The organism is Paraperlucidibaca sp. (assembly GCF_982810325.1).
Map to the genome: position 1 here is coordinate 261,128 of NZ_CEYEMI010000001.1, position 14,493 is coordinate 275,620.

Consider the following 14,493-nt stretch of genomic DNA (forward strand, 5'->3'; position numbering starts at 1 on the left):
CTCAGTCATGTAAGATGGGCGAGCTACTAATCTTTTGGAGTTTTACGTATGAATATGAAATTAGCTGCTGCAGTCACATTGGTTATGGGTTCTGCGCTTTTGGCAGGTTGTGAGAAAAAACCAGAAACCGTGATGGACAGCGCTTCAGAAGTAGTTGACGAAGCTACTGATGCAGTTGGCGATGCCACTGATACACGTGAAAACGAAAGCATGAAAGATGCTGTAGAAGATATGAAAGCATCAGTATCTAATGCTGGTGAAACAGTAACTGATGTAGCTAAAGATGCCAAAGCTGCTGGTGAAGCAGCCGTTAGCGGTAATTAATAAAGCCCGCGAATTTCGCAAGCTTTAGCCTGAAAAGCCCGACTTAGCCCTGTGCGAGTCGGGCTTTTTTAAGCCTAAAGCTTGGCAGTGCTAGACAAAAAGTATACAAATGCAGGCGCAATGCGCATTGCCATTGGCGAATATATAGCCAACCATGGGGTCATATTGCGAAGAGCTATGCCATGAAGCGATTACTTCTTATTAGCCTTGTAGCAGCATCGCCCTTACAGGCTGCTGAACTGCTGCCTATTCTCACGTTGAAGAATTTATTCAAAGGCGTGCCGGCTAAACTTGGCCTGATGAGCAAGCAAGAGCGTTTATTGCAAAGTGAGTTCGAACGTTCAGAGGGCGGTATTAAAAGCCCAGATGCTGGCATCGGCCTGGTTTCTAGCGAACGCGATATGGATACCCGATTCTGCCAATTAGGCGACTGCACATCGGGCAGCTCCTTGCGTATGCGTCAAGATCGCAGCGGTTTGGCCTGGAACTTACCGATCAGCAATGACTTCCGCGTTGCTGCAAAAGCTGAATGGGTGCGCTATCAAACTTACTCATTAACACAGCGCAGCAGCGAAGGTTTGTTTGGCATGGGCATGGGGCTAGATAGCAGCTGGCGTTTAAGCAGTGCAATCTCAGCTTACGCCAGTGCAGGCGTGCTGCAACTCGATCAGCAAACTGGGGTAGAGGGTTTGTTTGGTTTGAGCACGCAGATCAATAAAGCGAAACTGTTTGTAGAGGCAACTTGGATGGACATGGACGCTTCTGATCGCACAACCGCAAGCGTTGAGTCGAGCAATGTGCGCGTGGGCATCTCGCGAGCTTTTTCAGGGCTCTAAAAAATGCCCTGCTGTTTAGGCAAGGCATTTAGTTTTCTTACGGCGTTTGTTTCAACTTAACGCTTCAAGCTCGCCGGAATATGCGGTGCCAGTGTCGTCAACAAACCTTTAAATACTTTCGGATTGCCCGCGACAATATTGCCGCTGGTTAAATAGCCGTGACCACCCGTAAAGTCAGACACTAAACCACCGGCCTCACGAATGATGAGTTCGCCGGCAGCAATATCCCAAGGCGCTAAGCCAAACTCAAAAAAGCCATCAAGGCGACCGGCTGCTACATAAGCCAAGTCTAGCGATGCTGCACCGGCGCGGCGTAGGCCTGCGGTTTGCGTGGCAACGGCCTTAAACATGTTTAGGTAGCCATCCATCGCGTGCATTTGATCGGGGCGGAATGGGAAGCCGGTACCAATCAATGCGCCTTCGAGCGTGCGGCGATCCGATACACGCAGGCGGCGGCCATTCATGGTCGCGCCACTGCCGCGGCTAGCAGAGAATGCTTCACGCTTGAGCGGGTCTAGCACCACAGCATGTTCAGTCACACCTCGGTATTGCACAGCAATCGAGATCGCGTATTGCGGAAAGCCGTGAATAAAATTGGTGGTGCCATCGAGTGGATCGATGATCCACAGCCAATCCGCATCTTCACCTTTGCCAGCGGTAGCGCCTGACTCTTCAGCTTGGATGCTATGGCCTGGGTAGGTTTTACGGACAAATTCGATGATGGCGCGCTCGGCGGCAATATCGACTTGGGTGACATAGTCGTTTAAGCCTTTGGCTTCAACGTCAACTAGATCTAAACGATCGGCGGCTTTCGCGATAATATCGGCGGCCAAATTGGCGGCGCGAAGCGCCATAGTCAGCATGGGTTGCATGAAGCGGACTCTGTATAAAGAACGTGGATTGCAGCTAGTGTAACATAGGCGGCCTTATGAATATCTCTACTCGCATCATCCTTGTGCACACAACCTTACCGGCAAACATCGGTTCGGCTGCGCGTGCCATGAAAACCATGGGCCTCACCGATCTGGTGTTGGTCTCCCCTAAATTTTTCCCACATGCCGATGCAACCTCATTGGCGTCAGGGGCTTCAGACATTTTGGCGAATGCTCGAGTGGTCGAAACCTTGGCTGACGCCATGGCCGATTGCGAGGTGGTACTGGGTGCCAGCGCGCGTAATCGCACCATTAATATGGCGCAAATAGATGCTCGTGAAGCAGGCCTGATGGCTCAACAATACGGCGCTAAAGGCGCAAAGTTGGCATTTGTCTTTGGTCGAGAAGACCGTGGCTTAACTAACGAAGAGCTACAGCTTTGTCATGGCCATGTATTTATCCCAACCAACGAAGCCTATGGTGTACTCAATGTGGCCTCGGCAGTACAAGTACTAAGTTATGAGGCACGCATGGCGCATTTGCTCGCCGACAATGCCGAGTTGACTACTGCTGCTTCAGCTATTGAGCCTGAGCGTATGCCGATTACCCTAGTGCCATGGGATGAAGAGTTGGTGGCCGGCGCCGACATGACGCAATTTTATGCTCATATGGAACAAGCACTGGTGGCAGTGGACTTTTTGGACCCGAGTAACCCTCGCCAAATCATGACACGACTGCGCCGACTATTTGGCCGCACGCGTCTCGACAAGCCTGAGTACAATCTTTTGCGTGGATTTTTTAAGCGCGTTATCGCCATGAAATCTGCTGCGCCAAAACAGGAAAACGTATGAATAGTAATGACAGCAACCCGCCTGATGGTTTGTTTTGCCGCATCCGAGAAGACATCGATTCGGTGTTTAATCGCGACCCAGCGGCGCGCACTCGGCTTGAGGTGCTGCTTAATTACCCCGGCCTACACGCTGCTTTAGCACATCGCTGGTCGCATCGTTTATGGAATGCCGACTGGAAGGGATTGGCGCGTTTTATCTCAACCTTGTCACGGTTTTGGACCGGTATTGAGATTCATCCAGGTGCGAAAATTGGCCGTCGATTCTTCATTGATCATGGCATGGGCGTGGTCATTGGTGAGACCGCAGAGATTGGCGATGACGTTACGCTGTATCACGGCGTGACTTTGGGCGGCACATCTTGGAATGGTGGAAAGCGTCATCCAACATTGGAAGATGGCGTGGTGGTTGGTGCGGGCGCAAAAGTGCTGGGACCTATCATCGTAGGGCGGGGTGCGAAAATTGGCTCTAACGCCGTCGTGGTCAAGGCTGTGCCAGCAGAGGCTACGGTCGTGGGTCCAGCGGCGCGCGTGATTATTCCCGCCGCTTGCCAAGATGCGAAAGAGCAAGCTCGCCGCGACTTTGCCGAACGCATAGGCTTCCCGTCTTATGCCGCACAGCCTGACTTACCAGATCCAGTGCTCGCTGCCATGCGCGATATGCTCGACCATATGCAGGCATCAGAGGCGCGTATGGATCGCATTTGTGGTGATTTGCATAAGGCAGGCATTGAAGTCTGCAGCGAAAGGCCCGAGGCCATTCGTGCAGAAACATTGGCGACGGTACATGAAGATGACGTTGAGCCTACGCCTCCACAGCAGTAAGCGTGAGTTACTCTGGTGACTCAACGACCCAATCGTCGAGCTGAGTCACCAGTAGTTGATCGATGCGATGGTTTTCAATATCGACAACTTCGAAGCGGAAGCCGGCATATTCCACGCTATCGGTGAGCTTGGGTGTTTTGCGTAGCTGATAGCTCATGAAGCCGGCAATGGTTTCGTAGTTTTCATCATCTGGAAAAGCATCAATCGCCAATACATGCATGACCGTTTCGACCGGCGTGAAGCCATCAATAAGCCAGCTTTTGTCGTCGCGGCGGACAATTTGCTGCTGATTAGCACTGACTAAGTCGCCCATCACTGTGTTCATCACGTCGTTGAGCGTGATCAAACCAACCACCAGCGCGTACTCGTTGAGCACGATGGCGAAATCTTCGCGGCCTTGGCGAAACTGCGTAAGTAGCTCCGACAACGTTAGCGTGTCGGGTACGGTCATGATGGGCTTGATCCACGGCGCACCGGTGAGTATCAGCGGCTCATTATTGATGATGCGTAGCAGCAGATCTTTCGAATCGGCATAGCCGACCATGCGATCAATGACATCGTCGCAGACCATAAATTTCGAGTGCGCGTGCTGGCCGATCAAGGCACGTAGCTCGGCTTCAGACTCCTGCAGCGTGAAATAAATAATGCTTTCACGCGTGGTCATAGCCGAAGTCACCAAGCGCGACTCTAAATCAAACACATTGCCAATAACTTGCTGCTCGGTCATGTGCATGATGCCGGCCTGTGTGCCGGCTTCCATCACGGCATGAATATCTTCACTGGTTATCTCATCGCTGCGTTGGCCGGGTAGGCCGAGAGCCACCATAAGCCGGTCAGATAGTGAGTCAAAGGCCCAAACCAGCGGCTTTAGTATGCGAATAATCCATTGCATCGGGCCAATGACGCGAAGTGCCACAGCTTCGGGAGAGGCCATGGCTAGGCGCTTTGGAATCAAATCGGCAAACAAAATAAACAAGGAAGTGATGGTGATAAACGACATCACTAGACCAATTGTGGCGCTATAGGCGCTGGGGTAGAACCATAAAACGATGTTTTCAAATGCGGGTGTCAGCGTTGCCTCACCCAAAATGCCGGCGAGGATGGCGACCGCATTAAGGCCAATTTGGATGCCGGTGAAAAAATGCCCGGGGTTGTCTTGCATGGCCAAAATTTGCACGGCGCGAATGTCGCCATCATTAGCTAACACGCGTAAGCGCAGGCGTCGTGAGGCGGCGAGCGCGATTTCTGATACTGAGAAAAATGAACTAATGGCCATCAACAACACTAACAATAGCAACTCTTGAGCAAAGCTCATGACACTCTCCGGCAGGTATTACGTAGTTACGGTGCTTGAGCTAACGGAGCAGCAGTTAGGCTGCAAGCCACGGCAGTATAGCCGCGATTAGGCAGAAATTATGCCTTCTGCTACTGGCAATTGCAGCGCTCACTGCCTACAATTCCGACCGCTTTAGTAGGCTAAATAGTTGACTAAAGTAGTCGGATTTAATACCCTAGTAAAACACTCGGAATTAGCCGGAGCTTCGCGATGCGTTTGACCACTAAAGGCCGCTATGCCGTGACAGCTATGCTTGACCTAGCGATCAACGCGCAGCATGGCCCAGTCAATTTGAATGATATCTCGGATCGCCAGTCGATTTCCGTGTCGTATTTAGAGCAGTTATTTGCCAAGTTGCGCAAAAGCGCCTTGGTTAATAGCGTACGCGGTCCCGGTGGCGGTTATCAATTAGCACGCGCCGCCGATGGCATTTATGTCGCACAAATTATCGACGCAGTTGATGAGTCGGTCGATGTCACACGATGTGGTGGCCAGGGCGACTGTCAACAAGGCGTTAAATGCCTAACCCACGAATTGTGGACAGATTTGAGTCAACAGATTCATAGCTTTTTAGACAATATTAGCCTGCAAGCTTTGGTGGCGCGGCGCGAAGTACAGACCGTGTCGATACGCCAAAGCGAACAGCAACAACGCCGCCGCCAAGATGGCGCGCAGGCCGATACACCCATGCAAGCCGGCGCCCAATTGGCAACGGCTTAACGCGTTAGCTACACCTGACACAGACATACAGAGGTTTATATGAAGCGTCCGATCTATCTCGATTACTCCTCCACCACGCCAGTCGATCCACGTGTGGCTGAGGCCATGATGGACTGTTTGCGACTGGAGGGTAACTTCGGTAACCCAGCCTCTCGCTCGCATATGTATGGCTGGCAGGCTGAAGAGGCCGTGGAAACCGCGCGTGGCAATGTGGCCAGCTTGGTCAATGCCGATCCGCGTGAGATCGTTTGGACTTCGGGCGCAACCGAATCAAACAACCTCGCTATCAAAGGCGTGGCGGGTTTTTACGGCAATAAAGGCAAGCATATCCTGACCTCGAAAATCGAGCACAAGGCTGTGTTAGACGCCTGCCGTCAGCTTGAGCGTGAAGGTTTTGAAGTTACTTACCTAGACCCCGAGGCTGGTACTGGTTTGATTCAGCCAGCGATGGTCGAAGCTGCACTGCGTGATGACACTATTTTGGTCTCGCTGATGCACGTCAATAACGAAATCGGCACCATCACCGACATCGCTGCGATTGGTGAAATTACTCGCGCTCGTGGCATTTTATTCCACGTAGATGCCGCGCAATCAACAGGCAAAATCGACATCGACTTAGACACCATGAAAGTTGATTTGATGAGCTTTTGTGCGCACAAAACCTATGGCCCGAAAGGCGTTGGCGCACTCTTCGTGCGTCGTAAGCCACGTGTGCGTCTAGAAGCGCAAATTCACGGTGGTGGTCATGAGCGCGGTATGCGTTCGGGCACCTTGCCTACGCACCAGTTGGTGGGTATGGGCGAAGCTTTCCGCCTCGCGAAACTTGAGATGCATGCTGAGCAAGAGCGCCTGCGTAGCCTGCGCGACCGCCTCTGGGCCGGTTTTCAAGATCTCGAGCAAGTTTTTGTTAACGGCTCGCTGGAACAGCGCATTGCCGGTAACTTAAACGTCAGTTTCAACTTGGTTGAAGGTGAGTCGCTGATCATGGCGTTGAAAGATCTAGCGGTGTCGTCGGGCTCGGCCTGTACCTCGGCTAGCCTTGAGCCATCGTATGTGTTGCGCGCTTTAGGCTTAACCGATGAGCTAGCGCACAGCTCGATTCGCTTCACCACTGGACGCTTCACCACTGAGGCCGACATCGATTACGTCATCGGGCATGCCAAGGATGCGGTTAATCGTTTACGCGATTTATCACCACTTTGGGATATGTACAAAGATGGTATTGACCTATCAACCGTGCAGTGGGCAGCACACTAAACCTACCCAGTAGACGAGGAGAATTATCATGGCCTATAGCGAAAAAGTCATCGACCATTACGAAAACCCGCGCAACGTTGGCAAGCTCGACAAAGGCGATGCCGATGTTGGTACTGGCATGGTTGGCGCACCTGCTTGCGGCGACGTTATGCAGCTGCAAATCAAGGTCAACGCTGCTGGCGTGATCGAAGATGCCAAGTTCAAAACTTACGGCTGTGGCTCGGCCATTGCCTCGAGCTCGCTGGTCACCGAATGGGTGAAAGGCAAGAGCTTGGACGAAGCAGCGGGCATCAAAAACACGCAAATCGCAGAAGAGTTAGCACTACCACCAGTGAAAATTCACTGCTCAGTGTTGGCCGAAGATGCGATTAAAGCAGCGGTTGCCGATTACCGTAAAAAGCACGGCGCTTAAGCGTCGTACAGACACAAATAGCTACGAGGAGTTAGTCCATGGCCATTAGTCTCAGCGAACCCGCCGCACGTCATATTGCCGCTTGCCTAGCCGGCCGCAGCAAAGGCGAGGGCGTGCGCGTGGGCATTAAAACCTCGGGCTGCTCTGGCTTGGCTTATGTGCTCGAGTTTGTCGACGCCATTGCTCCAGAAGATCAAGTGTTTGAGTCGCATGGCATCAAAGTCATTGTCGACCCGAAAAGCTTGGCCTACCTAGACGGCACGCAAATGGATTTCGTCAAAGAAGGCCTCAACGAAGGCTTTAAGTTCACCAACCCCAATCAAAAGGGCGAATGCGGCTGCGGCGAATCGTTTACGGTGTAAGCCGCGGTTTGGCCCATGAGCCCGTTTCCGGAGTCGCGTGTGGATAGCAGTGAAAACTACTTTGCCTTATTTGGTTTGCCGGTGGCTTATGGTCTCGACGCGCAGGCCTTAAGCCCTGTATGGCGTCAGTTGCAGCAGCAATACCATCCCGATCGCTTTAGCCACGATGAGCAAGCACAGCAGCAGGCCGTGCTGATGTCATCGCGCATCAATTCTGCCCATGACACGCTGCGCGACCCTGTGCGTCGTGCGCGCTATCTGCTCGAGCTTGCAGGCTTCGGCATCGACAACGAAAGCACGACGGTTTCCGACACTGACTTTCTCATGGCGCAAATGGATCTGCGCGAACAGCTCGACGAAGCCGACAGCATTGAAGGCTTAGAAGGTCTGCGCGATGAAGTTGGGCAATGGCAGGCGAGTTTGCAGCGCGAATTTGCCATCGATTATGCCGAGCCAGACTGGTCAGAGGCACAAGATACCGTGCGTAAAATGCAATTCATGCAGCGCTTGCTGAGCGAGATCGATCGCCATATTGAGCGCCTAGAAGACGAACAGGATCTGTATTAATGGCTTTGTTACAAATCGCCGAACCCGGTCAAGCCCAGGCCCCGCATCAGCATCGTTTGGCGGTCGGCATTGATCTAGGCACCACCCATTCATTAGTTGCCACTGTGCAAAGTGGCTTGCCTCGCGTATTGCCCGATGCCACTGGGCATGTGTTGCTGCCATCTGTCGTGCATTACGCTGCCGATGGTGCGGTGACAGTCGGCGAGGCTGCGCGCGAGCGTGGTGGTCATGACGCCATCAATACACTGGCTTCGGTAAAGCGCTTTATGGGTCGTGGAGCCGATGCCGCTCAAGCTTTGGGCGACCAGCTGCCATACAACATCGTCACTCATGACAATGGCGTGCCGTATTTTCAAACCGCCGCCGGTGAACGTAGTCCGGTGGAAGCATCCAGCGAGATTTTGAAAGCGCTACGCATACGCGCCGAAGTCGTTATGGGTGGCGAGCTGGCGGGCGCAGTGATTACCGTGCCGGCGTATTTTGATGAGTCGCAACGCCAAGCCACTAAAGATGCCGCCCGTGTGGCAGGTCTGAATGTGTTGCGCTTGTTGAATGAGCCAACTGCAGCTGCGGTGGCTTATGGCTTAGATCGTGAAGCTGAAGGCGTACACGCCATCTATGATCTTGGCGGCGGCACCTTCGATATTTCTATTTTGCGTCTGCATAAAGGCGTGTTTGAAGTACTCTCAACCGGTGGTGATTCAGCCCTCGGCGGCGATGACTTCGATCATGTCATCGCGACTTGGTTGATGCAGCAAGCTCAGATTACTCAGCCCGATGCCGATGCACAGCGTCGTTTGCTAACCACCGCGCGTAAAGTTAAAGAAGCGCTTACCGAGCGTCAATCGGTAACGCTGAACATTAGTGAAGGCACTGGTGGTGCGCCTGCCGATTGGCAGGGCACACTCACGCGCGAAGCTTTCGAAGCGCTGATCATGCCACTGGTCGATCGTACGCTGAAAGCCTGTCGTCGCGCCCTGCGTGATGCTGGTTTAAAGCCCGCTGATTTAAGCGAAGCGGTATTGGTTGGTGGCTCAACGCGTGTGCCTTTGGTGCGCGAACGTGTTGGTACATTTTTCGGTAAGCCAGCACTGGCGCATCTCGATCCTGATCAAGTCGTCGCTATTGGCGCAGCTGTTCAGGCCGATGTCTTAGTCGGTAATAAGCCCGATAGCGACTTGTTATTGCTCGATGTCATCCCGCTGTCTTTAGGTTTAGAAACCTATGGCGGTTTGGTGGAAAAAATTGTGCCGCGCAACACGCCGATTCCGGTCACGCGCGGGCAAGAATTCACCACTTTCAAGGATGGTCAAACCGCGATGAGCCTGCACGTGCTGCAAGGTGAGCGCGAGCTAGTGGCCGATTGCCGCTCATTGGCGAGATTTGAATTACGCGGCATTCCGCCGATGGTTGCTGGTGCTGCGCGCATCGTGGTGACCTTTCAAGTCGATGCCGATGGCCTGCTCAGCGTTAGCGCCATGGAAACCACTTCCGGTGTGCGCGCCGATATTGTGGTGAAGCCTTCATGGGGCTTGGCGGACGACGATATTTTGCGCCTGCTCAAAGAGTCGCAAGCGCACGCCAGCGATGACATGCACGCGCGCAGTTTGCATGAGGCCAAAGCCGAAGCTGAACGCTTGTGGTTAGCCATCGAGGCAGCGCTAGCGAAAGACAGCCATTTGCTCGATAGCGCAGAGTTGCAGCTACTCAATGAGCAAGTCGGCGCACTCAAAACATTAGCTAGTGGCGATGATAGCGCGGCCATTACTGCCGCCGCAGAAGCGCTCAATGCAGCCAGTGAAGCCTTTGCCGCCCGGCGCATGGACGCTGGCATACAATCGGCCTTTACCGGCAAAACCCTGACTCAGCTCGAGGAGAAATAACATGCCGCAGATCATTATTTTGCCGCATCACGAGGTCTGCCCTGATGGCGCAGTGATCGAAGCAAATGTTGGCGAAACTGTCTGCGACGCGGCCTTGCGCCATGGCATAGAAATTGAGCATGCCTGCGAAAAGTCCTGTGCCTGCACGACCTGTCACGTAGTGGTACGCGAAGGTTTTAATTCGCTCGGCGAGCTCGACGAATTGGAAGAAGACTTGCTCGATAAAGCCTGGGGTTTAGAGGCTGAGTCACGTTTGTCATGTCAGGCAAGAGTGGCGAACGAAGATTTAGTCGTCGAAATCCCGCGCTACACACTCAACCACGCATCAGAAAAACACTGAGGTCGTCATGTCATTAAAATGGACTGATACGCTAGAAATCGCCATTGCTCTGTGCGATGCGCACCCTAATATTGACCCGCTTACCGTGCGTTTTACCGACTTACGGGAATGGGTAATGGCGCTGCCTGAGTTCAATGACGACCCCGCGCATTGTGGCGAAAAAGTCTTAGAAGCCATTCAAATGGCGTGGATAGACGAAGTTTAAGCGCGTATAATTTGCGCCCATTGACTGGCACTGGGCCAGCGCAGACTAATTTTTTTGGAGTGCCTCATGGCGATCGAACGTACCCTGTCTATTGTTAAACCCGATGCTGTTGGCAAAAACGCTATTGGTGCTATTTTCAGCCGCTTTGAAGCTGCTGGCTTGGTTATTGTTGCTACTAAAATGAAGCACCTGTCGCAAGCCGAAGCTGAAGGCTTCTACGCTGAGCACCGCGAACGCGGCTTCTTCAAAGACTTGGTCGCTTTCATGACTTCCGGTCCAGTAGTTGTTAGCGCCTTAGAAGGCGAAAACGCTGTATTGGCTCACCGTGACATTTTGGGTGCAACTAACCCTAAAGATGCAGCGCCAGGCACTATCCGCGCTGACTTCGCTGTTAGCATCGATGAAAACGCCGCTCACGGCTCCGACTCAACTACGTCGGCTGCTCGCGAAATTGGCTATTTCTTCAGTGAATTAGAAGTTTTTGCCCGCACCCGCTAAGGTGTGAAAGCTCATGTTCTGATACAGTCCATGAGCTGCGCATGCGACACAGCTTTCGAAGCTAAACGTCGCCGTGATAGGCCGCAGCATTTCGATGCCGCGGCCTTCGCACACCAAGGTTTATGATTTCCTGAGCCTTGAGTAACGACATAATTGGTGTAGCAACCCGTCGAGAATGATATGACTGATACCCCTGCCAAGCAAAATTTGCTGGGCTTGAGCCGCCAAGAAATGGAAGACTATTTCGCCACCATTGGCGAGAAAAAATTTCGTGCCGGTCAAGTCATGAAATGGATACATCAGCAGGGCGTCAGTGACTTTGCCGAGATGACTAATCTGGCGAAAACACTGCGCGTTAAGCTCGAACAGTACGCTGAAGTACGCCCACCGGAAGTCACCTACAAGCATTTTTCAGCCGATGGCACACGCAAGTGGATCATCAAGGTTGGCGACAATGCCATGGTCGAAGCCGTACTCATTCCTGATGGCGATCGCAAAACTTTATGTGTGTCTTCGCAAGTCGGCTGCGCGCTCGATTGCAGCTTTTGTTCGACTGGCAAACAAGGTTTCATGCGCGACTTATCCGCTGCAGAAATCATTGGCCAAGTCTGGATAGCTAACCGCTCATATTTAGATGAAGGCGAGTTCACTGGCCGCAATGCCGATGGCGAGCTTACTCGTACCCGCGCACTCACCAATGTGGTGATGATGGGCATGGGCGAGCCCTTGCTCAATCTCGATGCGGTGATGCCCGCGATGAGCATCATGCTCGACGACTTTGCTTATGGCCTGTCGAAACGCCGCGTTACGCTGTCGACCTCGGGCGTGGTGCCCATGCTCGACAAACTCACGCAAACCATGGATGTCGCATTGGCGGTGTCATTGCACGCGCCTAACGATGCGCTGCGCAATGAGCTGGTGCCGATCAATAAAAAATACCCCTTGGCTGAGTTAATGGCTGCCTGTAAGCGCTGGCTATTGCATCATCAAGGCAAAGAAATTGGTCGCCGCAAAGTTACCATGGAATACGTCATGCTCGATGGTGTGAATGACCAGCCTGAACATGCGCGTCAGCTCGCTGCACTGCTGAAAGATGTGCCGAGCAAGATCAACTTAATTCCGTTTAACCCGTTTCCGCATACGCCCTACCTGTGTTCGCCACGCGAGCGCATTTTAGCGTTTCAAAACACATTGATTCGCGCCGGATTTACCACCACCATTCGTGCCACTCGTGGTGATGATATCGACGCCGCTTGCGGCCAATTGGTGGGGCAGGTGAAAGATCGCACACGTCGCGCGGAGCGCTGGCAAGCCAGTACCCGTGATGCCCAAATAATAACAACACGTTCGATAGATTGAGGATGATGCCGTGAGCACTGCCGACGAATCCAAACAGGCGCAGGAAGTGCCCGTACCAGAAGCTACGGAAGCGCAAGTCGCCGCTACAGCCAAGTCAGACTCGCTGAGTCCTGGCGCAAAATTACGCGTGGCGCGCGAAGGCAAAGGCATGAGCTTGGAGCAAGTCGCGAAAGAGACCTTGCTGACCTCACGCTACTTAAAAGCGCTTGAGGCCGACGACTACGACACCTTGCCAGGCACCACATTTGTGCGCGGATATTTACGTCGTTATGCCGGCATCGTAGGCGTATCTGCCGATGCATTAGTAGCCGAGTTTGATGTTATTTGGCAGGCTCGTACGGCAGCTGCAGCATTGGTGGCTGATGAAAAGCCTCGGGTCGCGCACAAACCTGCGGCATATAGCAGTTCAGCATCCAGTCGTCGCACCTTTTTCACGCGCACGGCCCGCCAGTTTCCTTTGGCGACCTTGCTGTCGTGGGGCTCCGTTTTATTGCTGTTGGCTTTATTGCTCGGCAGCTTGTTTTGGAATGACTCGACGACTGTTAGCCCAGCACAAGAAACTAGCGAAACCATCGATTTAAATGCCGCGGTTGCACCAACGCCGGCCACGGTCCTTGGGTCATCGGCCTCTACAGGTGTAAGCGCTGGCTCATTAAGCAATGCGCCGGTGACTGCAGCTGGCACAGTGAATCCAGCAGCGGCTTCAACACCTGATGCCTCAACAGTTGCCACAGCACCTGCAACATCAGCCGCAGCCCCTGCCACTACGCCAGCGCCAGCAGCTAAGCCTGTGCTGCCTGCATCGATACCAGTCATTGCCCCCACGCCAAGCCCTGCAGCGGCAAACACCGCCGCGCCGACCACAACTATTCCCGTGGTGAGCTTGCCAGCTGCTCCGGCAGAAGCGGCTGCGCCAGTGCCGCCACGTAGCGATACCCTGAGCTTTAATTTCACCGGTAAGTCGTGGATCAGTGTTCGTGACTCCACAGGTCAAGAGCTGGTGTATGGCCTAAAAAACGCGGGCCAGTCGGTTACTGTCACCGGCCAGCCACCATTTGCGATTAATATCGGCAGCGTCCGCGATACGCAGATGAGCCGCAATGGCACGCCTATAAACTTGAAACCGTACACACGTGGTGAGATCGCCAGTTTCCGTCTCGGCCGCTAAACCAGTCGTATAACGAGGTAGCCATGAGCATGCACGAGTCACCCATTAAGCGCCGTCTGACCCGCAAAATTCGCGTCGGCAATGTCTTTGTGGGCGGTGATGCGCCGATCACTGTGCAAACCATGACCAACACCGAAACTTGCGATGTCGCTGCCACCGTGGCGCAGATTCAGCGCTGCGCCGACGCCGGCGCCGATATTGTGCGCGTGTCAGTACCGACCATGGAGGCCGCGAAAGCCTTTGGCTTAATTCGCCAACAAGTCGACGTGCCGCTGGTTGCCGACATCCATTTTGACCACAAGATAGCGCTGGCCGTGGCCGACTACGGTGCCGATTGCTTGCGCATCAACCCCGGCAATATCGGCTCCGATGATAAGGTCCGCGAAGTCGTTGCCGCCGCGCGCCATCACGGCATTTCGATCCGCATCGGCGTCAATGCTGGCTCGCTGGAAAAAGACATTCAGAAAAAGTATGGCGAACCCACTGGCGCGGCCTTGCTTGAATCGGCCATGCGCCATATCGATATTCTTGACCGTCTAAACTTCCACGAATTCAAAGTTAGCGTGAAAGCATCCAATGTGTTTTTAACGCTTGATGCTTATCGCCTGCTGTCGGCGCAAATCGATAATCCGCTGCATTTAGGCGTGACCGAAGCCGGCGTGTTTCGCTCCGGCACCGTGAA

17 protein-coding genes and 1 pseudogene are annotated in these 14,493 nt (G+C 53.4%); 16 read left to right on the top strand and 2 right to left on the bottom strand.

Annotated features, from left to right (window positions below; all coding sequences use genetic code 11):
- The first annotated feature begins 48 nt into the window (after positions 1–48).
- Together AC3DKE_RS01290 and AC3DKE_RS01295 are read left to right on the top strand one after the other, a co-directional pair.
- Positions 49–324 (top strand): hypothetical protein, encoded by a 276-nt coding sequence (locus AC3DKE_RS01290; RefSeq protein ID WP_487989805.1) that lies wholly within the window; start codon positions 49–51, stop codon positions 322–324.
- Positions 325–506: 182 nt separating this feature from the next.
- Complete coding sequence (locus AC3DKE_RS01295; RefSeq protein WP_340674878.1) at positions 507–1,160, top strand: hypothetical protein; 654 nt, start codon at positions 507–509, stop codon at positions 1,158–1,160.
- Between the two features lie 56 nt (positions 1,161–1,216).
- Here the strand turns inward: AC3DKE_RS01295 and suhB are convergent, their stop codons facing one another.
- Positions 1,217–2,032: an inositol-1-monophosphatase gene (gene suhB / locus AC3DKE_RS01300; protein ID WP_340674879.1), complete on the bottom strand. Its 816-nt coding sequence runs from the start codon at positions 2,030–2,032 to the stop codon at positions 1,217–1,219.
- A 56-nt stretch (positions 2,033–2,088) separates the two neighbouring features.
- Here suhB and AC3DKE_RS01305 point away from each other — a divergent pair, with 56 nt between their 5' ends.
- Together AC3DKE_RS01305 and cysE are read left to right on the top strand one after the other, a co-directional pair.
- Positions 2,089–2,883, top strand: a complete 795-nt coding sequence (locus AC3DKE_RS01305) for an RNA methyltransferase (protein WP_487989808.1) — start codon at positions 2,089–2,091, stop codon at positions 2,881–2,883.
- Between the two features lie 29 nt (positions 2,884–2,912).
- The gene (gene cysE / locus AC3DKE_RS01310; RefSeq protein ID WP_449304934.1) at positions 2,913–3,704 is read left to right on the top strand and encodes a serine O-acetyltransferase; all 792 of its coding nucleotides are present in this window, start codon (positions 2,913–2,915) and stop codon (positions 3,702–3,704) included.
- Positions 3,705–3,711: 7 nt separating this feature from the next.
- Here cysE and paeA read toward each other — a convergent pair whose 3' ends face one another.
- Positions 3,712–5,019, bottom strand: coding sequence for a polyamine export protein PaeA (gene paeA, locus AC3DKE_RS01315; RefSeq protein WP_340674881.1), 1,308 nt, complete (start codon positions 5,017–5,019; stop codon positions 3,712–3,714).
- A gap of 231 nt (positions 5,020–5,250) precedes the next feature.
- Here paeA and iscR point away from each other — a divergent pair, with 231 nt between their 5' ends.
- From iscR to AC3DKE_RS01375, 12 genes and pseudogenes are all read left to right on the top strand, one after another.
- Complete coding sequence (iscR, locus tag AC3DKE_RS01320) at positions 5,251–5,760, top strand: Fe-S cluster assembly transcriptional regulator IscR (protein ID WP_340674882.1); 510 nt, start codon at positions 5,251–5,253, stop codon at positions 5,758–5,760.
- 39 nt (positions 5,761–5,799) lie between these two features.
- Complete coding sequence (locus AC3DKE_RS01325; protein ID WP_484216606.1) at positions 5,800–7,017, top strand: IscS subfamily cysteine desulfurase; 1,218 nt, start codon at positions 5,800–5,802, stop codon at positions 7,015–7,017.
- Between the two features lie 28 nt (positions 7,018–7,045).
- On the top strand, positions 7,046–7,429 hold the full coding sequence (gene iscU, locus AC3DKE_RS01330) for a Fe-S cluster assembly scaffold IscU (RefSeq protein WP_340674884.1): 384 nt from the start codon (positions 7,046–7,048) through the stop codon (positions 7,427–7,429).
- Positions 7,430–7,467: 38 nt separating this feature from the next.
- Positions 7,468–7,791, top strand: a complete 324-nt coding sequence (gene iscA, locus AC3DKE_RS01335; RefSeq protein ID WP_411730155.1) for an iron-sulfur cluster assembly protein IscA — start codon at positions 7,468–7,470, stop codon at positions 7,789–7,791.
- A 15-nt stretch (positions 7,792–7,806) separates the two neighbouring features.
- Positions 7,807–8,358 carry a Fe-S protein assembly co-chaperone HscB gene (hscB, locus tag AC3DKE_RS01340; protein WP_340674886.1) on the top strand — a complete coding sequence of 184 codons (552 nt, stop codon included), beginning with the start codon at positions 7,807–7,809 and terminating at the stop codon, positions 8,356–8,358.
- Entirely contained in the window at positions 8,358–10,241 is a 1,884-nt protein-coding gene (gene hscA / locus AC3DKE_RS01345; RefSeq protein WP_487989812.1) for a Fe-S protein assembly chaperone HscA, read from the top strand. Before hscB ends, hscA begins: the two co-directional genes overlap by 1 nt.
- A gap of 1 nt (position 10,242) precedes the next feature.
- Positions 10,243–10,581: an ISC system 2Fe-2S type ferredoxin gene (gene fdx, locus AC3DKE_RS01350; RefSeq protein ID WP_340674888.1), complete on the top strand. Its 339-nt coding sequence runs from the start codon at positions 10,243–10,245 to the stop codon at positions 10,579–10,581.
- A 7-nt stretch (positions 10,582–10,588) separates the two neighbouring features.
- On the top strand, positions 10,589–10,786 hold the full coding sequence (gene iscX, locus AC3DKE_RS01355) for a Fe-S cluster assembly protein IscX (RefSeq protein WP_340674889.1): 198 nt from the start codon (positions 10,589–10,591) through the stop codon (positions 10,784–10,786).
- Positions 10,787–10,852: 66 nt separating this feature from the next.
- Complete coding sequence (gene ndk, locus AC3DKE_RS01360) at positions 10,853–11,284, top strand: nucleoside-diphosphate kinase (RefSeq protein WP_340674890.1); 432 nt, start codon at positions 10,853–10,855, stop codon at positions 11,282–11,284.
- Between the two features lie 198 nt (positions 11,285–11,482).
- A pseudogene (gene rlmN, locus AC3DKE_RS01365) lies at positions 11,483–12,643 on the top strand (dual-specificity RNA methyltransferase RlmN); the annotation flags it as partial.
- A 10-nt stretch (positions 12,644–12,653) separates the two neighbouring features.
- Positions 12,654–13,811, top strand: a complete 1,158-nt coding sequence (locus AC3DKE_RS01370; RefSeq protein ID WP_487989815.1) for a RodZ domain-containing protein — start codon at positions 12,654–12,656, stop codon at positions 13,809–13,811.
- A 29-nt stretch (positions 13,812–13,840) separates the two neighbouring features.
- On the top strand, positions 13,841–14,493 hold a 653-nt coding region (locus tag AC3DKE_RS01375), incomplete at its 3' end, for a flavodoxin/ferredoxin-dependent (E)-4-hydroxy-3-methylbut-2-enyl-diphosphate synthase (protein WP_487989824.1).